General features: G+C 51.3%; 23 protein-coding genes. 15 read left to right on the plus strand and 8 right to left on the minus strand.

Features of this window, described 5'->3' with window-relative positions:
• The first annotated feature begins 2 nt into the window (after positions 1 to 2).
• Positions 3 to 953, plus strand: a complete 951-nt coding sequence (gene dusC / locus OGY37_RS03425) for a tRNA dihydrouridine(16) synthase DusC (protein WP_149281506.1) — start codon at positions 3 to 5, stop codon at positions 951 to 953.
• Between the two features lie 705 nt (positions 954 to 1,658).
• Here the strand turns inward: dusC and yohP are convergent.
• The gene (gene yohP, locus OGY37_RS23465) at positions 1,659 to 1,742 is read right to left on the minus strand and encodes a small membrane protein YohP (protein WP_015572324.1); all 84 of its coding nucleotides are present in this window, start codon (positions 1,740 to 1,742) and stop codon (positions 1,659 to 1,661) included.
• Between the two features lie 70 nt (positions 1,743 to 1,812).
• Positions 1,813 to 2,547: a class I SAM-dependent DNA methyltransferase gene (locus OGY37_RS03430; protein ID WP_125112591.1), complete on the minus strand. Its 735-nt coding sequence runs from the start codon at positions 2,545 to 2,547 to the stop codon at positions 1,813 to 1,815.
• A gap of 169 nt (positions 2,548 to 2,716) precedes the next feature.
• Here OGY37_RS03430 and mdtQ point away from each other — a divergent pair, with 169 nt between their 5' ends.
• Complete coding sequence (gene mdtQ / locus OGY37_RS03435; RefSeq protein ID WP_126317690.1) at positions 2,717 to 4,150, plus strand: multidrug resistance outer membrane protein MdtQ; 1,434 nt, start codon at positions 2,717 to 2,719, stop codon at positions 4,148 to 4,150.
• A gap of 37 nt (positions 4,151 to 4,187) precedes the next feature.
• Here the strand turns inward: mdtQ and OGY37_RS03440 are convergent, their stop codons facing one another.
• Positions 4,188 to 4,757: a DedA family protein gene (locus tag OGY37_RS03440; protein WP_003834476.1), complete on the minus strand. Its 570-nt coding sequence runs from the start codon at positions 4,755 to 4,757 to the stop codon at positions 4,188 to 4,190.
• 248 nt (positions 4,758 to 5,005) lie between these two features.
• Between OGY37_RS03440 and OGY37_RS03445 the strand changes: the two genes are divergently transcribed.
• Together OGY37_RS03445 and pbpG are read left to right on the plus strand one after the other, a co-directional pair.
• Positions 5,006 to 5,593, plus strand: a complete 588-nt coding sequence (locus OGY37_RS03445) for a Yip1 family protein (protein ID WP_286620074.1) — start codon at positions 5,006 to 5,008, stop codon at positions 5,591 to 5,593.
• Positions 5,594 to 5,773: 180 nt separating this feature from the next.
• Positions 5,774 to 6,721, plus strand: a complete 948-nt coding sequence (gene pbpG / locus OGY37_RS03450; RefSeq protein WP_286620076.1) for a D-alanyl-D-alanine endopeptidase — start codon at positions 5,774 to 5,776, stop codon at positions 6,719 to 6,721.
• Positions 6,722 to 6,822: 101 nt separating this feature from the next.
• Here the strand turns inward: pbpG and dld are convergent, their stop codons facing one another.
• The gene (gene dld / locus OGY37_RS03455; protein WP_003834473.1) at positions 6,823 to 8,532 is read right to left on the minus strand and encodes a D-lactate dehydrogenase; all 1,710 of its coding nucleotides are present in this window, start codon (positions 8,530 to 8,532) and stop codon (positions 6,823 to 6,825) included.
• Positions 8,533 to 8,764: 232 nt separating this feature from the next.
• Between dld and bglX the strand changes: the two genes are divergently transcribed.
• The 5 genes from bglX (at position 8,765) to OGY37_RS03480 (ending at position 15,049) form a co-directional block, all read left to right on the plus strand.
• Complete coding sequence (bglX, locus tag OGY37_RS03460; RefSeq protein WP_286620078.1) at positions 8,765 to 11,062, plus strand: beta-glucosidase BglX; 2,298 nt, start codon at positions 8,765 to 8,767, stop codon at positions 11,060 to 11,062.
• A 232-nt stretch (positions 11,063 to 11,294) separates the two neighbouring features.
• Positions 11,295 to 12,212 (plus strand): glycine betaine ABC transporter substrate-binding protein OsmF, encoded by a 918-nt coding sequence (osmF, locus tag OGY37_RS03465; RefSeq protein ID WP_063940510.1) that lies wholly within the window; start codon positions 11,295 to 11,297, stop codon positions 12,210 to 12,212.
• A gap of 15 nt (positions 12,213 to 12,227) precedes the next feature.
• On the plus strand, positions 12,228 to 13,394 hold the full coding sequence (locus tag OGY37_RS03470; protein WP_286620080.1) for an ABC transporter permease: 1,167 nt from the start codon (positions 12,228 to 12,230) through the stop codon (positions 13,392 to 13,394).
• Positions 13,387 to 14,334, plus strand: coding sequence for an ABC transporter ATP-binding protein (locus tag OGY37_RS03475; protein WP_149281512.1), 948 nt, complete (start codon positions 13,387 to 13,389; stop codon positions 14,332 to 14,334). Before OGY37_RS03470 ends, OGY37_RS03475 begins: the two co-directional genes overlap by 8 nt.
• The gene (locus OGY37_RS03480) at positions 14,318 to 15,049 is read left to right on the plus strand and encodes an ABC transporter permease (RefSeq protein ID WP_128316781.1); all 732 of its coding nucleotides are present in this window, start codon (positions 14,318 to 14,320) and stop codon (positions 15,047 to 15,049) included. The genes OGY37_RS03475 and OGY37_RS03480 overlap by 17 nt, the downstream gene beginning before the upstream one ends.
• Here the strand turns inward: OGY37_RS03480 and OGY37_RS03485 are convergent.
• Positions 15,030 to 15,137, minus strand: coding sequence for a protein YohO (locus tag OGY37_RS03485; RefSeq protein WP_003027354.1), 108 nt, complete (start codon positions 15,135 to 15,137; stop codon positions 15,030 to 15,032). The two genes, OGY37_RS03480 and OGY37_RS03485, sit on opposite strands and share 20 nt — an antisense overlap.
• A gap of 52 nt (positions 15,138 to 15,189) precedes the next feature.
• A complete protein-coding gene (gene mlrA / locus OGY37_RS03490) occupies positions 15,190 to 15,921 on the minus strand; it encodes an HTH-type transcriptional regulator MlrA (RefSeq protein WP_003027351.1) in 732 nt (243 codons plus the stop codon).
• A 225-nt stretch (positions 15,922 to 16,146) separates the two neighbouring features.
• Here mlrA and OGY37_RS03495 point away from each other — a divergent pair, with 225 nt between their 5' ends.
• From OGY37_RS03495 to OGY37_RS03505, 3 genes are read left to right on the plus strand one after another with little or no spacing between them, the layout of a single operon-like run.
• Positions 16,147 to 17,832, plus strand: a complete 1,686-nt coding sequence (locus OGY37_RS03495; RefSeq protein ID WP_003834458.1) for a sensor histidine kinase — start codon at positions 16,147 to 16,149, stop codon at positions 17,830 to 17,832.
• A complete protein-coding gene (gene btsR, locus OGY37_RS03500) occupies positions 17,829 to 18,548 on the plus strand; it encodes a two-component system response regulator BtsR (RefSeq protein ID WP_003834456.1) in 720 nt (239 codons plus the stop codon). Before OGY37_RS03495 ends, btsR begins: the two co-directional genes overlap by 4 nt.
• Positions 18,549 to 18,594: 46 nt before the next feature.
• A complete protein-coding gene (locus tag OGY37_RS03505) occupies positions 18,595 to 19,065 on the plus strand; it encodes a YehS family protein (RefSeq protein ID WP_003834454.1) in 471 nt (156 codons plus the stop codon).
• Between the two features lie 43 nt (positions 19,066 to 19,108).
• Here the strand turns inward: OGY37_RS03505 and OGY37_RS03510 are convergent, their stop codons facing one another.
• The gene (locus OGY37_RS03510; protein WP_125112583.1) at positions 19,109 to 19,567 is read right to left on the minus strand and encodes a YehR family lipoprotein; all 459 of its coding nucleotides are present in this window, start codon (positions 19,565 to 19,567) and stop codon (positions 19,109 to 19,111) included.
• A 205-nt stretch (positions 19,568 to 19,772) separates the two neighbouring features.
• Positions 19,773 to 21,806, minus strand: coding sequence for a methionine--tRNA ligase (metG, locus tag OGY37_RS03515; RefSeq protein WP_286620082.1), 2,034 nt, complete (start codon positions 21,804 to 21,806; stop codon positions 19,773 to 19,775).
• Between the two features lie 164 nt (positions 21,807 to 21,970).
• On the opposite strand from metG, the gene apbC reads away from it, so the two are divergent.
• The 3 genes from apbC (at position 21,971) to OGY37_RS03530 (ending at position 24,466) form a co-directional block, all read left to right on the plus strand.
• Positions 21,971 to 23,080: an iron-sulfur cluster carrier protein ApbC gene (gene apbC, locus OGY37_RS03520; protein WP_003027343.1), complete on the plus strand. Its 1,110-nt coding sequence runs from the start codon at positions 21,971 to 21,973 to the stop codon at positions 23,078 to 23,080.
• Between the two features lie 265 nt (positions 23,081 to 23,345).
• Positions 23,346 to 23,627 (plus strand): DUF2574 family protein, encoded by a 282-nt coding sequence (locus OGY37_RS03525; protein ID WP_126317697.1) that lies wholly within the window; start codon positions 23,346 to 23,348, stop codon positions 23,625 to 23,627.
• Between the two features lie 284 nt (positions 23,628 to 23,911).
• The gene (locus OGY37_RS03530; RefSeq protein WP_286620085.1) at positions 23,912 to 24,466 is read left to right on the plus strand and encodes a fimbrial protein; all 555 of its coding nucleotides are present in this window, start codon (positions 23,912 to 23,914) and stop codon (positions 24,464 to 24,466) included.
• Positions 24,467 to 24,499 lie beyond the last annotated feature (33 nt).

The raw sequence follows: 24,499 nt of genomic DNA on the forward strand, positions 1-24,499 counted from the left end.
ATATGCGTGTTTTACTGGCGCCGATGGAAGGCGTGCTCGACTCACTGGTGCGCGAGCTGCTGACTGAAGTGAATGATTACGATCTGTGCATCACCGAGTTTGTGCGCGTGGTGGATCAGCTCCTGCCGGCAAAAGTATTTCATCGACTCTGCCCGGAACTGCATAATAACAGCCGGACGCCATCCGGCACGTTGGTTCGCATTCAGCTGTTAGGACAGTATCCGCAGTGGCTGGCGGAGAATGCCGCACGCGCGGTAGAACTGGGCTCGTACGGTGTCGATCTGAACTGCGGCTGTCCGTCGAAGCTGGTGAACGGTAGCGGCGGTGGCGCAACGTTATTGAAAGATCCTGAGCTTATCTACCGGGGCGCAAAAGCTATGCGTGAGGCGGTCCCGGCTCATCTTCCGGTGACGGTGAAAGTTCGTCTGGGCTGGGACAACAGCGACCGGCAGTTTGAAATTGCCGATGCCGTCCAGCAGGCCGGTGCCAGCGAACTGGCGGTGCATGGCCGAACCAAAGAGCAGGGCTACAAGGCCGAACATATTAACTGGCAGGCGATTGGCGAGATCCGCCAGCGGCTGACCATTCCGGTTATTGCGAATGGCGAAATCTGGGACTGGCAGAGCGCCCAGGATTGTATGGCCATCAGCGGATGCGATGCGGTGATGATCGGACGTGGCGCATTAAATATTCCGAACCTGAGCCGCGTGGTGAAATACAACGAGCCGCGTATGCCGTGGCCTGAAGTCGTGACGCTGTTGCAAAAATATACCCGCCTTGAAAAGCAGGGGGACACCGGGCTGTATCATGTAGCGCGGATTAAGCAGTGGTTAGGGTATTTGCGCAAAGAATATTCAGAGGCAACCGCGCTTTTTCAGGAAATTCGTGCGTTAAACAATTCGCCGGATATCGCGCGGGCGATTCAGGCCATCGATGTAGCCCAATTGCATTAACAAATGAACCGGCCACCGGAGTGGAAGTTCCTGTCAGTTAAGAATTATTGAGAACATTTGATTCTTGCTCAAGGTTCCGTTCACCTCAGCAGTGTCATTTCTCTGAAGCGCAGATACCTGTGAACGTGCAAGGGAGGCTCGCCGCCACCTCCCTTGCAACCCAGGCTCCCGGCGGGAAAATCGTCGCTGTGCGATTCATTCACCTTATGCCGTCTGCCTGTCGGGTCGGGGCCGAGCCTGCATCCATGCAGGCCGTCCCCTCTGCCCGCATCCCTGCGGGCAGACCCGGCCAGACGTCAACGCCTCATCGATTTTCAGCCGGACCGGGGTCATCGCTTCAACTCTCTGACTTCCATTGAAACCCGTTTTGCTATTTAAACAAAAAAACGCAGATGGTCAGGTGTGGACTGGTCCGGCTGAAAATTGCCGACGTGTTTCCGTAAGGCCGGGAGAGCCAGCATGGATGCTGGCTCAGGGCGCGCTTTGCAAGGACGCTTCCTCGCGCCCGGCCCGGTAGCCTGGAGGAATAAGCGGAGGGTATTGCGTAGCAACAATTTTCCCGCCGGGAGCCGGGATTGTTAAGGGTACGGCGATAGTACCCTTAACACGTTCACAGGCAGTATTGTTTCAGAGAAGTGAAAAACATAAGGTGAACGTAGCAATACACCGGAGGCAACAAATTCATTACTACCGGAGTAATCTTTTTTAAAAAATCATCTTAAACACGCCTGTTACCACCAATAGCCCAATCAGAAAAATAATCAGAATTACCCACAGCAGAATTTTCATTAACTTTCCTTTTTTTGGTAAGTTCAGATTGAGTATAGGAAAGTATCAATCATTCTGCCTGGGGGCGTTGTTATGCTGGTTTACGTGCGCTGAGCAGAAACACCATCGGCCGCTCTTTTTCTTCATCTAAAGCCGGGTTTTCAGCAATCTGTTGCCCGGAAGGTCCCCATTCATCGAGACAAACGATCTCGAATCCGGCGGCAATCAGCGCATTAATCCAGGTCGCCAGCTTACGGTGCTGTTTTTTGACGCCTTCAGCAAACCAGTTACTGATGCGCTCACCTTCCTGCTGATAATGATTAACCGGCCAGGACTGCTGCCCGGTTTTATCTTTTATCCAGCCCTGATTAAGCGGTGCGGTATAAATTGGATGCTCGGCAGAGAAAACTAACATACCGCCTGGTGTTAATGACTGGTAAATGGTTACGAATAATCGTTCTATATCGTGCAAATAGTGCAGGGCAAGCGAGCTATAAACCAGGTCAAAAGAATTTGGGGACAGGGTTAGCGTTTCGAGATCTTCACGCTGATAAACGATGCCATTACCCTGCGTCATACTGTGTGCCTGGGTTAACATTTTTTGTGAAATATCCAGTCCCATTACGCTGGCTGCCTGATTATCGCGCGCGTAGCGGCAAAACCAACCATATCCACAGCCCAAATCAAGAATGTTTTTGCCTTGAAGAGAGGGGAGCATCGCTTGTATTGTCGGCCATTCTGGCGCGCCGTCGAGTCCCTTTACTGAACGATCCAGCGTGGCATATCCGGCAAAGAACTCAGGATCGTCATAGATATTCTGTGACATAACATCTCCATCCATTAATTATTAAAATTATTTAATCTATATTATTCACAAGGTGTATATTTTTCTGATTATATATTTTTATTGCCAAAGATGTATTGCCACGCGTAACTAAAAAAGCAACAGCGACAAGTCGTAATCTCTGCACATCTTTTCTTACCTGTATATCTCCATGAATCGTAATTCTGTGTTTGTCACGACGGCATTGTTGCCGCTTTTTGTTCTGATGTCTGGATGCGCGCCGATGCATGATGACCGCCAGTCTCTGTCACAGCAGACGCCTGCCGCAAATGTCGATACCACATTGCCTGCCGCGTTAAAAAATGGCTGGCCGGACAGCCAGTGGTGGAAGGCATATCACGACCCCCAGCTTAATGCGTTGATTGACAGCACGTTGCGAAATTCTCCTGATATGCAGGTCGCGGAACAGCGCATTCAACTGGCGGAGGCGCAGGCTAAGGCCGTGGAAGCGCAGGATGGCCCGGAGATCGACTTCTCCGCAGACGTTGAGCGTCAGAAAATGTCAGCAGAAGGACTGATGGGACCGTTTGCTACTGATTTGGATGGAAATACAGGGCCGTGGTACACCAACGGTACCTTTGGTTTAACCGCCGGCTGGAATCTGGATCTGTGGGGTAAGAATCGGGCCGAAGTGACTGCGCGTATAGGAGCCGTTAAGGCGCGTGAGGCTGAGCGCGAGCAAACCCGGCAGCTGCTGGCGAGCGGTGTCTCCCGTCTTTACTGGGAATGGCAGACGCAGGCGGCGCTGAAAACCGTGCTGACGCAAATCGAAACTGAGCAGCAAAACGTGATTACCGTCGATCGTCAACTGTATCAAAACGGCCTCACTTCTTCGGTGGAAGGCGTCGAAACCGATATCGATTCCAGCAAAACAGAGCAGCAGCTGAATGATGTCAGCGGTAAAATGAAGGTGATTGAGGCGCGCCTAAGCGCGTTGAGCAACTCGCAGTCCGTTGCCCTGAAGCTCCATTCGACCAAACTGCCCGTGGTTGAAAGTCAGCTCCCGTCCCAGCTAGGTTATTCGCTGCTTGCCCGTCGACCAGATTTGCAGGCGGCTCACTGGTACATTGAGTCATCGCTGAGTAGCATTGATGCGGCGAAAGCGGCGTTTTATCCCGATGTGAATCTGATGGCATTTTTACAACAGGATGCGTTACATCTGAGTGACCTGTTCCGCCATTCCGCGCAGCAAATGGGCGTAACCGCCGGGCTGACGCTGCCTATCTTTGACAGTGGCAGGCTGAATGCGAATCTCGATATAACGAAAGCGCAAAGTAATCTGACGGTGGCGAATTACAACAAAGCTGTGGTGGATGCGGTGAATGACGTGGCACGTGCGGCATCGCAGGTAGAAACATTGGCGCAGAAAAATCAGCATCAGCAGCAGATTGAACATGACGCTCAGCGCGTAGTGGGGCTGGCACAGGCGCGCTTTAATGCGGGTATTATTGCGGGCTCCAGGGTCAGCGAGGCAAAGATCCCGGCATTACGTGAGCAGTGCAACGGTCTGCTTTTACAAGGGCAGTGGCTGGATGCCTCAATCCAGTTGACCAGCGCGCTGGGTGGCGGTTATCACGCATCCTGATTGTTCGGCCCGCCGGTGTTCCGCTGTCGGGCCATCTTCATTGCGCTTTACGCGTGCTTCGGCGTTTCATCCACCAGCGGACGCCCGCGACTATCCCGATAACCAGCACCAGCCAGATGCCATGCTTGATATGCTGGTCAAGGCTGTGCAGCCACGGCGCGATCACTTCACCACCGACGTAGCCGAGGGTGGTAAATAGCAATGCCCAGACAAACGCGCCAAGAATATTCAGCGGTAAAAAGATCTTCGGCGGCAGGTGACTGGCGCCAATCAGTAAGGGACCAATAACGCGAAAGCCGTACATAAAGCGAGTACCGACAACAAACAGGTAAGGACGTCGTTGGATCATTTTCTGCGCATAATGAATTTTCGCCTGATGGCGCGAGAAACGACGCAGAATTTTGCCGCCAAAACGACGTCCGAGTAAATAGAGCAACTGATCGCCAATCATCCCACCCAGCGCGACCGAGAGCACCACCAGCGGGAATTTCAGGACTCCCTGATGCGCCACGACGCCGCCTAACAGGGTAATGGTTTCACCTTCTGCCAGGCTGCCGATGATTAACGCAGCATAGCCGTATTGCGCAACATAATGCGTTATATCCATACGTTGTATGACCTCCACTGGTCATAGCATACACCCAATGAATACTTGATGCCGGAAAAGACGCATAGTAGCGCTTAACGTCGTTCAGTTCCCTAATGCCTGATGGCGCTTCGGCGCTTCGCTTATCAAGCCTACGGCTTACACACTTTTTACCCGGCGCTTCGGTATTTTTCATGTGTACATAAAATAATCAAAAGCTGAATTATACTTGAAGTGTTGAGGTCCGGAGCTGACAAGAAGGGGGCGGTATGAACCATGTCTGGGGGCTGTTTTCCCATCCCGATCGTGAAATGCACGTGATCAACAGCGAAAACGAAAGTGTTTCGCATCACTATACCCACCATGTACTGCTGATGGCGGCAATCCCGGTTGTTTGCGCATTTATCGGTACCACGCAAATCGGCTGGAATTTTGGTGATGGCAATATCCTGAAGTTATCTCTGTTGACCGGATTTGCGATGGCAATTCTGTTTTACGGGGTCATGCTGGCAGGCGTCGCTGTCATGGGCCGGGTTATCTGGTGGATGGCACGTAATTACCCGCTGCGTCCGTCGTTGGCCCACTGTATGGTCTTTGCAGGATATGTCGCGACGCCGCTGTTTTTAAGCGGATTGGTCGCACTTTATCCGCTGGTCTGGCTGTGTGCATTAGTAGGAACGATCGCGCTATTTTACACCGGCTATTTACTTTATCTCGGCATACCGACGTTCCTGAACATCTCTAAAGAGGAAGGCCTGAGCTTTTCCAGTTCGACGCTGGCGATCGGTGTGCTGGTACTGGAAGTTCTGCTGGCGATTACGGTAATCCTGTGGGGTTACGGCTATCGATTATTCTGACGGGTAAACCTGTCTGCACTGCGTTGTTGACGTAAAAGTCAGCAACGCAGCATTTCGAGACGATTCTCCTGTGGCGGCAAACCTGCTGGATCGCTATGATGCCTGAGCTAGCTTGAGATAATACTTAGTCTCTGGCGGTGTGCGTTGTGACGTGCGTGAACCATTATCAGAAATCTCATCATGCTGAAATTCCGAGTTTCATTATTAAGCCTTGCCCTGGTGCTGGCCGTTCCTTTTGCACCCCAAGCCGTGGCTAAAACGGCAACTACCGCAGCGGCTTCTCAACCTGAGATAGCGTCCGGTAGCGCGATGATTGTTGATCTGAATACCAACAAAGTTATCTATTCGAACCACCCGGACCTTGTGCGTCCGATTGCGTCGATTACCAAATTAATGACCGCGATGGTGGTGCTTGATGCACGACTGCCGTTGGATGAGAAACTGAAAGTTGATATCAGTCAGACGCCGGAAATGAAAGGCATCTACTCTCGTGTGCGACTGAACAGTGAAATTAGCCGTAAAGACATGCTGTTGCTGGCGCTGATGTCATCAGAAAACCGTGCGGCGGCGAGCCTGGCGCATCATTACCCTGGCGGTTATAACGCGTTTATTAAGGCCATGAATGCCAAAGCGAAAGCGCTCGGCATGACTCAGACTCGCTTTGTGGAACCAACTGGCTTATCGATTCATAACGTATCGACCGCTGGTGATTTAACCAAGCTGCTGATCGCCAGCAAGCAGTATCCGCTGATTGGCCAGTTAAGCACCACGCGTGAAGATATGGCGACCTTTGCCAACCCGGCTTATACGCTGCCATTCCGTAACACCAACCATCTGGTATACCGCGATAACTGGAATATTCAGTTAACCAAAACCGGGTTTACCAATGCGGCAGGACACTGTCTGGTGATGCGCACGGTGATCAATAACAAACCGGTGGCGCTGGTGGTGATGGATGCGTTCGGTAAATATACCCACTTTGCCGATGCCAGCCGTTTACGAACCTGGATTGAAACGGGCAAGGTGATGCCGGTTCCGGCGGCGGCGCTGAGCTATAAAAAGCAAAAAGCCGCGCAGATGGCGGCGGCAGGTTCGGCGACGGGCGAGCAAACCGCACAGAACGATTAAACAAGACGTCTTATCCGGCCTGCACAAAACTAATGTGGCTGTAGGCCGGGCAAGCGAAGCGCCCCCGGTAACATGCCCGGTGGCGCTTATCTTTTTCTGGTTTACGACTCTTTCCAGAACTTTTGCTTACTCGTTTTACCAATCCCCGGATTCATACTGTTGGTGGGGTCATTCTCGCGGTAAAAACGGGTTAATGTTTCCGGTGCTTTATACAGATGTCCGACGTTATGCTCTGCCGGATACTGTGCTCCGCGCTCGTGCAGAAGCTCCAGCATCTGCTCTTTCAGCGCATGCGCATCCACGCCTTTTTTCACGATGTAATCCTGATGGAAGACGTAGCACATAAAGTGGCCGTAATAGAGTTTGTGCACCAGTTGGCTGTCGATCTCTGCAGGCAGATGCTCGTACCATTCGGTATCGTTCCGACGCAGTGCGATATCCAGCGCCAGAATATCTTCCACTTCATCGGCATGTACTGCCTGATAACGAATCGCCGCGCCAGCCGCCGCAAAGCGATGCAAAAACGCCTTGCTGCCTTCTTCCGGCGTACAGGCAAAGAAGTCGCCTTCAGCGGTTTTGAAAAACTCGCTTAGCCAGTTTTGCGCTTCAGCCACGCCGCCACCGGCCATTTTTAACAGCAGGTGATGTTCATACTTATCGCGCCAGCTTTTCATGCGCGCGGGTAAGTGGCTGGGGAACAAATGGCCAAATTTCTGCATTGCCCGATCGGTGAAATGCGGACGGAAAATTTTCACTTTTTCCAGCATCGCATCGGTGCGACCTTTCAGGGTGAAGAAGAACGGCATTTTGTCGGTGCCGAGCTTGTCGATCATCAGAAACGTATCTTTGCCGTATTGCTCAGCGATGTCATAAATATCGCGGTGCATATATTCACCGGCGACCGGCAGATGCTCAAATTTTGCCAAAATATGACGGCGGATCTCCGTCAGCACCTCTGGCTGGTTGGTACCGATGTAAAAGACCTGCTGGTTTTTTTCGGCTTCGAAGGTGTCCAGACGCACAGCAAAAACCGCGAGCTTGCCTGCACAACCGGATGATTCAAACAACCGGTCCGGGTCGGCGTTATAGCGAGCGGGCGTGTCCGCCTCAATATCTCTGACGCGGGTAACGTAGTCGTGATCGTGTGCATGACGTCCATCGTGGCGCACATCGTCATCTTTGATACGGTCGTCATCAAGTTTGCTAAGGATCTGTTCCGGGGTCTGGCCCAGTTCGATACCCAGATGGTTAACCAGCTGTAATTTACCCTGCTCGTCAATACGCGCAAACAGCGACATCTCCGTGTATGCCGGACCGCGCTGAACCAGCGAGCCGCCGGAGTTGTTACAAATACCGCCAATCACTGAAGCGCCGATACAGGAAGATCCGATCACCGAATGCGGCTCGCGGCCAAACGGTTTGAGCGCTTTTTCCAGTGAATAAAGCGTGGTGCCGGGATAGGCCAGCACCTGTTCGCCTTTGCCGATGACGTGCAGCTTATCAAGGCGCAGGGTGCTGATAATGACAATCTCGCGATCGTAATCATTACCGCTCGGCGTAGAGCCCTCGGTCAGGCCAGTGTTGGCGGCCTGCATCAGGATAATTTTATCTGCGGCGACGCAAGCGTTGAGGACGCGCCACAGTTCTAAAAGCGAGCCAGGGAACACCACGGCGAGTGCATCGCCCTGACCGGAGCGGAATCCCTTGCGATAGCGGGCGGTTTTAGCAGGGTCTGTGAGCAGGTGTGAATGACCTACCAGACGGGTCAGTTCATTCAGAAAAGCTTTATTATCTGTTGTAATGGAAGACATTCTCCACTCCTTGTGGTGGGACTCAATATCAGAAACAAGCATAGCGCTTTGTATGACAATACGCTTTCTCATTCACATTGTCTCTGGGTTGTCTTCCACTGAGTCGCGTTGGTTTCGAAAATTAGGAGAATAACCTTAGCTTTCTTTATCGCTCCCGTTTAGTCTTACGGCAAACTGCGGTTTTTGTTATATTTTCGCTGCCTCGTCGGGAAAAAATAAAGAGAGAATCAACATGAAATGGCTATGTTCTGTAGGTGTCGCGGTGAGTCTGGCGTTGCAACCAGCGCTGGCGGACACGCTGTTTGGTAACCATCCTCTGACGCCAGAAGCGCGGGATGCATTCGTTACCGATTTACTTAAACAGATGACCGTGGATGAGAAAATTGGGCAACTACGCTTGATAAGCGTCGGGCCTGATAACCCGAAAGAAGCCATCCGCGAGATGATCAAAGACGGGCAGGTTGGGGCAATTTTTAACACCGTCACGCGCCAGGATATCCGCAAAATGCAGGATCAGGTGATGGAGCTCAGCCGCCTGAAAATTCCTCTCTTTTTTGCCTACGACGTATTGCACGGCCAGCGTACCGTGTTCCCGATAAGTCTCGGCCTGGCATCCTCTTTTAATCTCGATGCGGTCAGAACCGTTGGCCGTATTTCCGCGTACGAAGCTGCCGATGATGGTCTGAATATGACCTGGGCGCCAATGGTCGATGTCTCTCGCGATCCACGCTGGGGCCGTGCCTCGGAAGGTTTTGGTGAAGACACGTATTTAACGGCTACGATGGGTAAAACCATGGTGGAAGCGATGCAGGGGAAAAGCCCAGCGGATCGCTATTCGGTGATGACCAGCGTCAAGCACTTCGCCGCCTATGGCGCGGTTGAAGGTGGCAAGGAATATAACACCGTCGATATGAGCCCGCAGCGTCTGTTCAACGACTATATGCCGCCGTACAAAGCTGGGCTGGATGCCGGTAGCGGTGCGGTGATGGTGGGTCTTAATTCGCTAAACGGTACGCCTGCAACCTCAGACGCCTGGCTGTTAAAAGACGTGCTGCGAGATGAATGGGGCTTTAAGGGGATTACCGTTTCCGATCACGGCGCGATTAAGGAACTGATTAAGCACGGTACCGCCTCCGATCCTGAAGATGCGGTGCGTGTGGCGATCAAGTCCGGCATCAACATGAGTATGAGCGATGAGTATTACAGCAAATATCTGCCGGGCTTGATTAAATCCGGCAAAGTGACGATGGCGGAGCTGGACGACGCCGCGCGCCACGTGCTGAACGTGAAATATGATATGGGGCTGTTTAACGATCCGTACAGCCATCTGGGAGCCAAAGAATCTGACCCACAGGACACCAACGCAGAAAGCCGTTTGCATCGCAAAGAGGCGCGTGAAGTGGCGCGTGAAAGCCTGGTGCTGCTGAAAAACCGTCTGGAAACGTTGCCGCTGAAAAAATCCGCCACCGTGGCGGTTGTCGGTCCGCTGGCCGACAGCAAGCGTGATGTGATGGGCAGTTGGTCCGCCGCTGGTGTTGCCGATCAGTCAGTAACGGTACTGACGGGGATTAAACATGCCGTCGGCGATCAGGGCAAAGTGCTGTACGCCAAAGGGGCGAATATCACCAACGACAAAGGCATTGTTGATTTCCTCAACCTGTATGAAGAAGCGGTGAAGGTTGACCCTCGTTCGCCACAGGCGATGATCGATGAAGCCGTTAACGCCGCGAAGCAATCTGATGTGGTTGTCGCGGTAGTCGGTGAAGCGCAGGGGATGGCGCATGAAGCCTCCAGCCGCACCGATATCACCATTCCGCAAAGTCAGCGTGACCTGATTGCTGCGCTGAAAGCCACGGGTAAACCTCTGGTTCTGGTGTTGATGAACGGTCGTCCGCTGGCGCTGGTTAAGGAAGATCAACAAGCCGATGCGATCCTCGAAACCTGGTTTGCCGGGACGGAAGGCGGTAACGCCATCGCCGATGTGCTGTTTGGTGATTACAATCCGTCAGGCAAGCTGCCGATGTCTTTCCCGCGCTCTGTTGGACAGATCCCGGTCTATTACAGCCATCTCAATACCGGTCGTCCGTATAACGCCGATAAGCCGAACAAGTACACGTCGCGCTACTTTGATGAAGCCAATGGTCCGTTGTATCCCTTTGGTTATGGCCTGAGCTACACCACGTTTACGGTTTCTGATGTGAAGCTCTCTTCTCCGACGATGAAGCGTGACGGAACCGTGACGGCCAGCGTGCAGGTGACCAACACCGGCAAGCGCGAAGGTGCAACGGTGATTCAGATGTATTTACAGGATGTGACCGCCTCCATGAGTCGTCCGGTAAAACAGCTGAAAGGTTTTGAAAAAGTGAATCTTAAGCCAGGTGAAACCCAGACCGTCAGCTTCCCGATTGATATTGAAGCGCTCAAATTCTGGAATCAGCAGATGAAATACGATGCAGAGCCTGGCAAGTTTAACGTCTTTATCGGTGTGGATTCCGCCAGAGTGAAGCAGGGCGAATTCGAACTGCTTTAATTGACGAGTAAATTCATGCAGCAGGCCTGATGGCGCAATGCTTATCAGGCCGACTAAATCGTACCACCCGGCAAATTCATATTGGGTTTGCCGGATTTTTTTTATTTTATTATCGCCTTACCGCTAATAACTCTCAGCGTTACCACCCAATAGCCAGGTTAAGGCTTGATTTTTCGACTATGCTTTTTCCTCAAGTCTCTGAAAAGGGCCGCAAAAGGATGAGGAGTACAGCATGATAATCTCAAAAGTATCGGTGGGTTCGCTGGCGCTGTTAGCCGCGATAAGCCTGCCCTTACAGGCCGCGTCACCCGTCACGGTCGGTTCAAAAATCGATACCGAAGGGGCGCTGCTCGGCAACATTATTTTGCAGGTGCTCGAAAGCCATGGCGTGAAAACCGTCAATAAAGTACAGCTGGGTACTACCCCAGTGGTGCGTGGGGCAATCACCTCCGGTGAGCTGGATATTTATCCGGAATATACCGGTAATGGCGCATTCTTTTTTAAAGATGAAAATGATCCCGCGTGGAAAAATGCGCAGGCCGGATTCGAGAAAGTGAAAAAGCTGGACGCAGAGCAAAATAAGCTGGTCTGGCTAACGCCTGCTCCTGCCAACAATACCTGGACCATTGCAGTACGCCAGGATATCGCGCAAAAGAACAAGCTTGAGTCCCTTGCTGATTTAGGCCGTTACCTGAAAGACGGCGGAACGTTCAAACTTGCCGCCTCTGCTGAATTTATCGAGCGGGCTGACGCGCTGCCTGCGTTTGAAAAAGCCTATGATTTCAAACTGAATCAAAACCAGCTGTTGTCGCTGGCAGGAGGGGATACCGCGGTGACGATTAAAGCGGCGGCGCAGCAGACTTCTGGCGTCAATGCGGCGATGGCTTATGGCACCGATGGCCCGGTTGCGGCGCTCGGTCTGCAAACTTTAAGCGATCCAAAAGGTGTCCAGCCCATTTATGCGCCAGCACCCGTGGTGCGTGAATCGGTGCTGAAAGACTACCCGCAAATGGGAGAATGGCTACAACCGGTTTTTGCCAGCCTGGATGAAAAAACGTTGCAGCAGCTGAATGCCAGTATTGCCGTGGAGGGGCTGGATGCGAAAAAAGTTGCAGCAGACTACCTGAAGCAAAAAGGATGGGTGAAGTAACGGAGTTTGCAGCAGGTGGGTGTTTTGTCAAAGATTTCAGTTAATCGGGTGCTGTTGTTACTGGTACTTCTTACCTTCGCGGCGGCAGCGCTGCCTTTCATTAGCTATGCGCCTAATCGCCTGGTCTCTGGTGAGGGGCGCCAACTCTGGGATATCCGGCCCGACATGGCGTGGGGATTGGCAGTAGCCTGTTTGCTGCTGTTTCTTCTGTGCTTTGTACCGGGAAAGCCCGGCAATATATTGACGCTTGTTATTAGCCAGTTGCTGGTTATAGCAGCGCTGGTAACCGCAGGAACAACGGCAACGTATCTGGCCCAGACGGGAAGTCCACTGGCCAGAACCAGCCTGGGCAGCGGGTTCTGGTTGGGGCTAGGACTGATGCTGCTGGCCGCCAGTGACGCCATTCGTCGCATCACCGAACAGGCGTCATGGCGCTGGCTTTTGCACGCGCAAATGTTTATTTTTCCGCTGGTGCTTTTGTTCTCCGGCACGTTTAACGATCTTTCCCTTCTTAAAGAGTATGCCAACCGCCAGGATGTTTTTAACGACGCCCTGGCACAACATCTGACAATTCTGTTCGCTACCGTGGTGCCCGCACTCGTGATTGGCGTACCGCTGGGCATCTGGTGTGCTTTCTCTGTCGCCCGTCAGGGACCGGTTTTTGCAGTACTGAATATCATCCAAACCATCCCCTCCGTCGCGCTGTTTGGCCTGTTGATTGCGCCCCTTGCCGGGCTGGTGAAGCATTTTCCCTTGCTGGGTTCACTCGGCGTCGCCGGAACCGGCCTGACGCCTGCGCTTATTGCGTTGGTGCTGTATGCGCTGTTACCGCTGGTGCGCGGCGTAGTAGCTGGATTGCATCAGGTTCCACGCGATGTGCTGGAAAGCGCCCGAGCGATGGGAATGAGCGCGCGACAGCGGTTTTTCTCGGTGCAGTTCCCGCTGGCATTGCCGGTCTTCTTGCGCAGTTTACGGGTAGTGATGGTGCAAACGGTGGGAATGGCGGTGATTGCCGCGCTGATTGGCGCAGGGGGATTTGGCGCGCTGGTCTTTCAGGGATTGCTCAGTAGCGCCGTCGATTTAGTGTTGCTGGGCGTGATCCCGGTTGTGGTACTGGCGATATTGATTGATGCGCTGTTTGATTTAGGGCTCGTGCTGTTGAAGGTAACAAACAATGATTGAATTTCGCCATGTCAGTAAAACCTATGGTCAGCAAACAGCCGTTGACGACCTTAATCTGCGGTTGGGGGAGGGCAGCTTTTCGGTGTTAATTGGCACGTCAGGTTCCGGGAAATCCACCACACTGAAAATGATCAATCGGCTGGTTGAACATGACAGCGGACAGATTCGCTTTGCTGGGGAAGAGATCCGCAGCCTGCCGGTGCTGGAGTTAAGGCGGCGCATGGGATACGCGATTCAGTCTATTGGCTTGTTTCCCCACTGGACCGTCGCGCAGAACATCGCCACGGTGCCGCAGCTACAAAAGTGGTCGCGTTCACGTATTGATGACCGAACAGACGAACTGATGGCGCTGCTGGGTCTTGAGGAAAGTTTGCGCCATCGTTATCCGCATCAGCTGTCTGGCGGGCAACAGCAGCGGGTCGGCGTGGCGCGTGCCTTGGCGGCAGATCCGCAGGTACTGCTGATGGATGAGCCTTTTGGCGCGCTGGATCCGGTCACCCGCGGTGCGCTGCAGCAGGAGATGACGCGTATTCATCGTCTGCTCGGGCGTACCATTGTGCTGGTGACGCATGATATCGACGAGGCGCTAAGGCTGGCGGAGCATCTGGTTCTGATGGATGCAGGAAAGGTAGTACAGCAAGGCACGCCGCTGTCGATGCTGACTGCACCGGCGAACGAATTCGTGCAAACATTCTTTGGCCGTAGTGAACTGGGCGTACGTCTGTTGTCGCTTCGCATGGTAGGGGATTTTATCCGTCGCGGTGAACACACCGCCGGTGAACCGTTGGTAGATGAAATGACGCTGCGTGATGCGTTGTCGGTGTTCGTAGCGCGCGGTTGCGACGTCTTGCCGGTCGTGACCCTGCAGGGGGTGTCCTGCGGGACGCTTCATTTTCGTGATTTGCTTTCCGAGATGCCGACCCGTGAAACGTCTTGCTGATCCGTTGTTATGGCTTATTGTCCTGTTTCTGGTCCTGTTAGTTGGGTTGCCTCATAGTCAGGCCTTGTTCAGTGCGCTATTTCCGGCGCTACCGCGTCCCGTGTATCAGCAGGAAAGTTTTGCGGTGCTGGCACTGAGCCATTTTGGCCTGGTGGGGATTTCAAGCCTGATTGCCGTACTTATTGGCACCGGGGCCGGTATAGCGGTAACCCGGTCCTGGGGCGCGGAATTCAGGCCCATGGTGGAAACCATCGCCGCCGTGGGACAGACCTTTCCGCCAGTTGCTGTGCTGGCGATCGCCGTACCGGTGATGGGATTTGGTCCTGAACCGGCAATTATCGCGTTGATCCTGTATGGCGTATTACCGATCTTGCAGGCAACGCTGGCGGGACTCGGCGGAATTTCACCCAGCGTGATGGATATTGCCAGCGGAATGGGCATGAGTCAGGGGCAGCGGCTGCGTAAAGTCGAGTTGCCGCTGGCGGCCCCGGTGATTCTGGCCGGGATTCGCACGTCGGTGATTATTAATATCGGCACCGCAACCATCGCCTCAACCGTTGGGGCGAACACGCTGGGTACGCCGATTATTATCGGGCTGAGTGGGTTCAATACCGCCTATGTGATTCAGGGGGCGCTGCTGGTCGCGCTGGCGGCGGTAATTGTTGACCGCGGGTTTGAGAAATTAGCGAGACATCTTACCCGGCACGTAAAATAAAGGTATAACCTGCCAGCATGACACCGCCGATACCGCCGATGGCCATCAGCAGGAAGAGGGTAATGACACCGATTTTAGCTGCGCTCATTATGCACTCCTTATGTGAATTCAAGGATTGTACACTATTTGTTAATAGAATATTAAATGCCGAGTGGATAAATATCGTGACCTAACGCGCGCCATTCATTCAGCTGTTGCTGCTGAGCGGGCGTTTGGTTTTCGCCGCACCAGACAAGCAAGGTGCGACCTTCAAACAGCTCCGGTCGCAGTTGGTTCAGCGAATGGGCAAGGACGTCAATGCGCCATCCCTGCTGGCTGGCGACCCAACCTTCCAGCCATAAGCGGGTCGTATCCTGAATGTTCCAGCCAACCACCAGAGCATCTTTCCCCTGTTTCTTACGTGCTGAGGCCAGACAAATCGCGATGTAGTTGATCAGTACGCCGTCGAGGATCCCCAGTAACGCCTGCAGGATCGGCTGTTGGCATTGCAGACGTCGGCGTAACGGAATGAACAAATGGGTGTTGAGCGTTTGTGCGGGATAATCCTGGCCACGCTCTTTGATCCATAGTCTGAGGCTATGCAGATTATTACTTTGCAAATAGCTCAACAGCGTCTCTTGTTGTTCACGCCAACCGTTATGCACATCAATGCTCTCATTGCTGAGCAACATTTTAACCTTACTTACCTGGACACCGTTGTTTATCCAGCGTTTTATCTCGCGGATCCGGTCAATATCTGCATCGTTAAACAGGCGATGCCCGCCGTCTGTCCGCTGCGGTTTAAGTAATCCGTAACGCCTCTGCCACGCGCGTAAAGTGACAGGGTTGATATCACAAAGCAAAGCCACTTCACCTATTGTGTAAAGCGCCATCGTCGTCTCACTCTTGCTCGCGAGGTCCCAGTTTTACTTTAGACGCTCTTTTGCGAACTAGGTAGTTTTGTCTGTTTTTTGATCTATGAATGGGTGAATTTGTAACCATGCTCGCGCTTTCGAGTGATCGTTCTCACAAATTCGTCTTTTTTTGCAACACTTCAAAGAAAGTTACACGCAGCCCATGTATGTTACGCGCTTTTAAGTGATGTGTGGTTGGCGGGTATGTACGAGTTTAATCTGGTGTTGCTGCTGCTTCAGCAGATGTGTGTGTTCCTCGTTATCGCGTGGCTCATGAGCAAAACGCGTTTGTTTATCCCGCTGATGCAGGTGACTATCCGACTCCCGCATAAACTGCTTTGCTATGTTACTTTTTCCATTTTCTGCATTTTAGGCACCTATTTCGGGCTGCATATCGATGACTCTATTGCTAACACTCGCGCTATTGGCGCGGTGATGGGCGGGCTGCTTGGCGGCCCGGTGGTCGGTGGCTTAGTTGGTCTTACCGGCGGTTTGCATCGTTATTCTATGGGTGGGATGACAGCGCTTAGCTGCATGATCTCGACCATTGTGGAAGGGTTGCTCGGCGGGCTGGTGCACAGCGTGCTCACCCGTCGTGGTCGTACCGATAAAGTCTTTAGTCCGCTGACTGCGGGGGCGATTACCTTTGTCGCCGAACTGGTGCAGATGCTGATCATCTTATTAATTGCCCGTCCGTTTGACGATGCGTTTCGGTTGGTCAGCAATATTGCCGCACCTATGATGGTAACCAATACCGTGGGCGCCGCCTTGTTTATGCGTATTTTGCTCGATAAACGGGCGATGTTTGAAAAATATACCTCCGCTTTTTCCGCCACAGCACTCAAAGTTGCCGCCTCAACGGAAGGTATTTTACGCCAGGGGTTCAACGAGGTTAACAGCATGAAGGTTGCTCAGGTGCTGTATGAAGAGCTGGATATCGGTGCGGTGGCGATTACCGATCGTGAGAAACTGCTGGCATTTACCGGTATTGGTGACGATCACCATCTACCCGGAAAACCTATTTCATCGTCATATACCCAACGCGCGATTGAAACCGGAGAGGTGGTGTATGCCGATGGGAATGAAGTTCCTTACCGTTGCTCTTTGCACCCGCAATGCAAATTAGGCTCGACGCTGGTGATCCCTCTGCGAGGTGAAAACCAGCGGGTAATGGGGACCATCAAACTGTATGAAGCCAAAAACCGCCTCTTTAGTTCGATCAACCGTACGCTGGGGGAAGGGATCGCCCAACTGCTTTCGGCACAGATTCTGGCCGGGCAGTATGAGCGGCAAAAAGCGATGCTCACGCAGTCGGAAATAAAACTCCTGCACGCCCAGGTCAATCCCCATTTTCTGTTTAATGCACTTAACACCATCAAAGCTGTGATCCGACGCGATAGCGAGCAGGCCAGCCAACTGGTGCAGTATCTGTCGACGTTCTTTCGTAAAAATTTAAAACGCCCGTCGGAAATTGTGACGCTGGCCGATGAAATTGAACACGTTAATGCTTATCTGCAAATTGAAAAGGCACGATTCCAGTCGCGTCTTCAGGTGACCTTGACGGTGCCAGAAGAACTTTCGCATCAGCAATTACCCGCCTTTACTCTGCAGCCCATCGTGGAGAATGCCATCAAACACGGCACTTCTCAGTTACTGGATACCGGTGAAGTATCGATTACCGCCCGTCGCGAAGGGCAATATCTGATGCTGGATATTGAAGACAATGCTGGGCTGTATCAGCCAACCTCAGAAGCCAGTGGACTGGGTATGAATCTGGTCGATAAACGACTGCGCGAGCGGTTTGGCGATGATTTTGGCATCAGCGTAGCGTGTGAACCTGACCGCTTTACCCGAATCACTTTACGACTTCCTCTGGAGGAACTGGCATGATCAAAGTGCTGATTGTCGATGACGAACCGTTAGCCCGGGAGAATCTGCGGATCCTGTTGCAAGAGCAAAGCGACATCGAGATTGTCGGTGAATGTTCGAATGCGGTGGAAGCCATTGGCGCGGTGCATAAATTGCGTCCGGATGTTCTGTTCCTTGATATTCAGATGCCGCGAATCAGCGGCCTGGAAATGGTTGGTATGCTTGATCCTGAGCATCGTCCATACATTGTTTTTCTGACCGCCTTTGATGAGTATGCGGTGAAAGCCTTCGAAGAACATGCGTTTGATTATCTGCTCAAGCCGATTGAAGAAACACGGCTGGAAAAAACGCTGATCCGTTTGCGTCAGGAGCGCACCAAGCAGGATGTATCACTGCTGCCAGAAAATCAGCAGGCACTGAAGTTTATTCCGTGCAGCGGCCATAGTCGGATTTATTTGCTGCAAATGGATGATGTGGCGTTTATCAGCAGTCGCATGAGTGGTGTGTATGTGACGAGCAGTGATGGTAAAGAAGGTTTCACTGAGTTGACGCTCAGGACGCTGGAGAGCCGTACTCCTCTGCTGCGTTGTCATCGGCAATATCTGGTGAATATGGCGCAATTGCAGGAGATCCGTCTGGAAGACAACGGTCAGGCGGAACTGATTTTGCGTAACGGACTGACCGTTCCGGTGAGTCGTCGTTATCTTAAAAGTCTAAAAGAGGCGATTGGACTGTAAAACTGATACACTGCGCGCCATTGCATCACCGACAGTTGAAGGCTCTATGCTAAGTAACGATATTCTTCGTAGCCTGCGCTACACCCTAAAAGCGAACAATAACGACATGGTGCGTATTCTTGCGCTTGCTGACATGGAATCCACCTCCGCAGGTTTCGATACCTGGATGACAAAAGAAGATGAAGCAGGGTTTGTTCGTTGCCCGGATATCATTCTCTCCGGTTTTTTAAACGGCCTGATTTATCATCTGCGTGGTAAAGATGATTCTGCACCGGAACTGGCGCTGGAGCGTCGTGTTAATAACAATACGGTGCTGAAAAAGCTGCGTATCGCTTTTTCGCTGAAAACCGACGATATTCTGGCTATTATGACCGAGCAGAAATTCCGTGTGTCGATGCCGGAAATTACCGCCATGATGCGTGCACCTGATCATAAGAACTATCGCGAATGCGGCGATCAGTTCCTGCGTTATTTTCTGCGTGGTTTGACATCACGGGTACATAACGCGAAGCCATAAAGAAAAAATGGGCGACGCCGATTAACATCGGGTCGCCGATGGTTTACTTCACTTCTTTAAAACCCGCCGATTCCATTACCGTTTGCATTTGCTTCATGCTGATGTTTTTATCGGCGTTTTCAGATAGCTTCATCCCTGAAATAGCCTGCAACGCTTTTATATCAACTTTTTCCATATCGATAGTGACATTTTCTTGCGCGTAGGTATCTGAATAGGTGAGTTTTTCTTCTATGCCAGTAATGTTTTGATATTTGGCGCTTAATGCGTCGAATACTTTTGCTGCCTCCTCTTTATTGCTGGCACCGACTGACGCATAGCTAATTTTACTTTCGGAGATTTGCTTCAGGACTTTATCACCTTTATAGGTGTAAGAGACGGTGATATCAGAACCATTAAGGTTGGCATTGAATGTTTTTGTCTCTTCTTTATCACCACATCCCGCCAGGGAAAAAACCACAATCGATGCCACGGCGAGAAAAAATAATTTTTGTAACGCTTTCATGTAAAACTCCATTTCATGAATATCGGATGTTAAATAATAACGTCCACGAATCTGGTGAGCTCAGACTATCTTGATACCAGAGCAGTATAGAATAAATCTAATATTAACAACGAAGCAGTCCGAAAATGGAGCAGGGGTTGAGATTAGAGGAAGCACTTGCGTAGCAAAAAAAAGCGCTGCAGTTGCAGCGCTTGAGATGTTTGATTTACTTCACCTGTTGGCCTGGTTTTGCACCTTCATCCGGGCTTAACAGGAAGATATCTTTCCCGCCAGGACCTGCGGCCATCACCATCCCTTCGGAAATGCCGAAGCGCATCTTACGAGGAGCCAGGTTGGCAACCATAATGGTCTGGCGGCCAATCAGGACCTTCGGATCTGGATACGCAGAACGAATACCAGAGAAGACGTTACGTTTCTCACCACCGAGATCCAGCGTCAGACGCAGCAGTTTGTCGGAACCTTCCACGAACTCGGCGTTTTCAATCAGCGCTACGCGCAGGTCAACTTTGGCGAAATCGTCAAAGGTGATGGTTTCCTGAATCGGGTCATCAGCCAGCGGGCCGGTAACCGGTGCAGCTGCTGCTTTCACTTCTTCTTTCGACGCTTCAACCAGCGCTTCAACTTGTTTCATGTCGATACGATTGTAGAGCGCTTTAAAGGTGTTGACCTTGTGGCCGAGCAGTGGCTGCTCAATGGCATCCCAGCTCAGTTCGCTGTTCAGGAAAGCTTCAACACGTTCAGCAAGCGTTGGCAGAACCGGTTTCAGGTAGGTCATCAGCACGCGGAACAGGTTGATACCCATAGAGCAGATCGCCTGCAGGTCGGCATCGCGGCCTTCCTGTTTAGCCACGACCCACGGTGCCTGTTCGTCAACGTAGCGGTTTGCCACGTCGGCTAGCGCCATGATTTCACGGATCGCTTTACCAAATTCGCGGCTTTCCCATGCTTCGCCAATCACCGCTGCGGCGTCGGTGAAGGTTTTATACAGCGCCGGGTCGGCCAGTTCATTCGCCAGAACGCCGTCAAAACGCTTAGCAATAAAGCCGGCGTTACGGGATGCCAGGTTGACTACTTTGTTGACGATATCGGCGTTAACGCGCTGGACAAAGTCTTCCAGGTTCAGGTCGATGTCATCAATACGTGAAGAAAGCTTCGCGGTGTAGTAATAGCGCAGACTGTCGGCATCGAAGTGCTTCAGCCAGGTGCTGGCCTTAATGAAGGTGCCGCGAGATTTGGACATCTTCGCGCCGTTCACCGTCACATAACCGTGTACGAACAGGTTGGTCGGCTTACGGAAGTTGCTGCCTTCCAGCATGGCAGGCCAGAACAGGCTGTGGAAGTAAACGATATCTTTACCGATGAAGTGATACAGCTCGGCGTCGGAATCTTTCTTCCAGTATTCGTCAAAACTGGTGGTGTCACCGCGCTTATCGCACAGGTTTTTGAATGAACCCATATAGCCAATTGGCGCGTCCAGCCAGACATAGAAGTACTTGCCAGGCGCATTCGGGATTTCAAAACCGAAGTACGGGGAATCGCGAGAGATATCCCACTGTTGCAGGCCGGATTCGAACCATTCCTGCATTTTGTTGGCGACCTGCTCCTGTAACGCGCCGCTGCGTGTCCACGCCTGCAGCATTTCGCTGAATGACGGCAGATCAAAGAAGAAGTGTTCGGAGTCACGCATCACCGGCGTTGCGCCAGACACGACGGATTTCGGCTCGATAAGTTCGGTCGGGCTGTAGGTTGCGCCGCAGACTTCACAGTTATCGCCGTACTGATCCGGAGACTTACATTTCGGGCAGGTGCCTTTAACGAAACGGTCCGGCAAGAACATGCCTTTTTCCGGATCGTAAAGCTGGGAGATTGTGCGGTTCTTAATAAAACCGTTCTCCTTCAGGCGAGTATAAATCAGCTCAGACAACTCACGGTTCTCTTCGCTGTGCGTCGAGTGGTAGTTGTCGTAGCTGATGTCAAAACCTGCAAAATCAGTCTGATGCTCCTGACTCATTTCACCGATCATCTGCTCTGGCGTGATCCCAAGCTGCTGTGCTTTCAGCATGATTGGCGTACCGTGTGCGTCGTCCGCGCAGATGAAGTTAACCTGGTGGCCGCGCATTCGCTGGTAACGGACCCAGACATCAGCCTGGATGTGCTCCAGCATATGGCCGAGGTGGATTGAGCCGTTGGCGTACGGCAGCGCGCACGTTACCAGAATTTTCTTCGCGACTTGAGTCATAGTGGGCAATTACTTCTTTTGTAGTGAAAAGGGCTTTGATAGTACCAAAATGGTAATTACTGCGCCAAGCGATAAGGGCATTTATCCGTAAATGAATAATTGTTGCGGTTGGAGTAAACTACCTGGTGACTATTGTATATTCAGAACAACAAAAAGGAGTCGGGATGAACGCACAATCCCAGGCCAAATCACCAGAGACCCTGCGCGCCATGGTTGCCGGGACGCTGGCGAATTTTCAGCATTCAACCCTGAAGCATAATCTGACGACGCTTAAAGCGTTGCACCACGTCGCCTGGATGGATGACACGTTGCACGTTGAGCTGGTCATGCCGTTTGTCTGGCATAGCGCGTTTGAGGACTTAAAAGAGCAATGTAGCGCCGATCTGCTGCGTATTACCGGTGCGAAAGCGATCGACTGGAAACTGTCGCATAACATCGCGACGCTGAAACGCGTGAAAAACCAGCCGGGTATTAATGGTGTGAAAAACATCATCGCCGTCAGTTCAGGTAAGGGTGGTGTGGGTAAATCCTCTACCGCCGTGAACCTGGCGCTGGCGCTGGCTGCAGAAGGTGCGAAGGTGGGGATTCTGGACGCCGATATTTATGGTCCGTCTATCCCGACAATGCTTGGCGCGGAAAACCAGCGTCCAACCTCGCCAGATGGTACCCACATGGCACCGATCATGTCTCATGGTCTGGCAACGAATTCCATTGGTTATCTGGTCACTGACGATAACGCAATGGTATGGCGCGGCCCGATGGCCAGTAAAGCGCTGCTGCAGATGTTGCAGGAAACCTTATGGCCGGATCTTGATTATCTGGTACTGGATATGCCGCCGGGCACCGGTGACATCCAGTTGACGCTGGCGCAGAACATTCCGGTAACGGGTGCGGTTGTTGTCACTACGCCGCAGGACATTGCGCTGATCGATGCGAAAAAAGGCATCGTGATGTTCGAAAAAGTCGAAGTGCCGGTATTGGGTATTGTTGAGAATATGAGTATGCATATTTGCAGCAACTGCGGTCACCATGAACCGATCTTCGGTACCGGTGGGGCGCAGAAGCTGGCCGAGCAGTATCACACCCAACTGCTGGGACAGATGCCGCTGCATATTTCTCTGCGTGAGGACCTCGATCGTGGTACGCCGACGGTTATCAGTCGCCCTGACAGCGAATTTACTGCTATTTACCGCGACCTGGCAGGACGAGTGGCTGCACAGCTCTACTGGCAAGGAGAAGTTATTCCGGGCGAGATTGCCTTCCGCGCGGTGTAATTTATAGCATTACAGATATTCACCGTATCAATGTATTATTGATGCGGTGAATATATTAAATTTAAAAATCTTACGATATTGTCCATTCTGCGTTTATAATTCATGCCTTTTTCCGAATAAATCACCTCGATGCATCATTATAATTGATCAAATCTATCTCATTAATCTACAATTTCAATTGGTTCAAATAGGGTGTTATGCCCATAATCTGCTGAACAGGTCCTCTGTATGCTATTTGATGCTAACCACAGGAATAACGATTAAAATGAAAAAAAGTTTACTGATGGGAATTATAGCTCTGACTTATGGAATGAGCGCACCTACCTTCGCTTCCGATACTGCGACCTTAACAATCAGTGGGCGAGTCGTTGAACCAACCTGTAGTGCTGACGTCGTGAATAACAACGTTCAACAGAAATGTGGTCAATCTCTTCATCTTTCAAATGTCAGTCATGTGGATCCTGTTCCGGCGAAGGGTGTCGTGACCGAGGTCGTTTCTGTGCCTGGAGATTCTTTGCGGCAAATAGTGTTAAATCGTTACGACTAGACTAAGAATCTCAGCGTTAATATTAAGCACTCATCATTTATATGAATGATGAGTGCTTTTTTATTATCATCACAAATAAAAATCAACAATTAATAACGCTAATTTATTAAATGTATAAATAGTGTTTATCTTCACTTATTTGTTGCAATTATATTGCAATTCGTAACTTGTTTTAAATCAACAAAACAACGCGTTCACATTGCGATAACGTTTTTGTTGTGCGAATTTAAATCCAAGAGTTAACCCTCTTAACAAATAGAAATTATTTTATTAAGGAAGATATTATGAAACGTTCAATTATTTCTGTTGCTGTACTGTCTGCTGTATTTATGAGCGCTGGGGCTTTTGCTGCCAATGAAATTGGCACGTTAACCATCAATGGTACGGTGGAAAATAGTTCCTGTTATTTTAAAAATAGCGATGCGAAAAGCACTATTACACTGCCAAATATTGATGCTTCACGTTTTTCTGGTTTGTCTACTGGTGCTACCGTAGGTGACGAAAAGAGGGATGATGATTCAACACCAATGGTTATTGTGTGTCCAGTAGGTACAGAATTAAATACTGTAAGAATTACTGGTGCACAATTTACATCCGGAGTTCTGAATAAAACGTCTGGTGATGCAAACGGTGTTGGTTTTAATTTAGCATTGGGTGATAAGCAAATTACAGATGCTGAAGAGAGTAATCTAAAAAATGAGCTTACAGTAAAAGAAACCAATGATGGAATTGAGTATACTCTGGATTTCAAAGCAAAATATGCTCGTCTTAATTCTGATATCCCGGTAACCGCAGGGACATTGTCTTCGGTTTTAACCATTTCCGTTTCTGCAGACTAAATTTCTATGCCGGTGTCTTCACCGGCAATTTAT

Source organism: Citrobacter sp. Cpo030, assembly GCF_030333005.1.
Lineage (GTDB): Bacteria > Pseudomonadota > Gammaproteobacteria > Enterobacterales > Enterobacteriaceae > Citrobacter > Citrobacter portucalensis.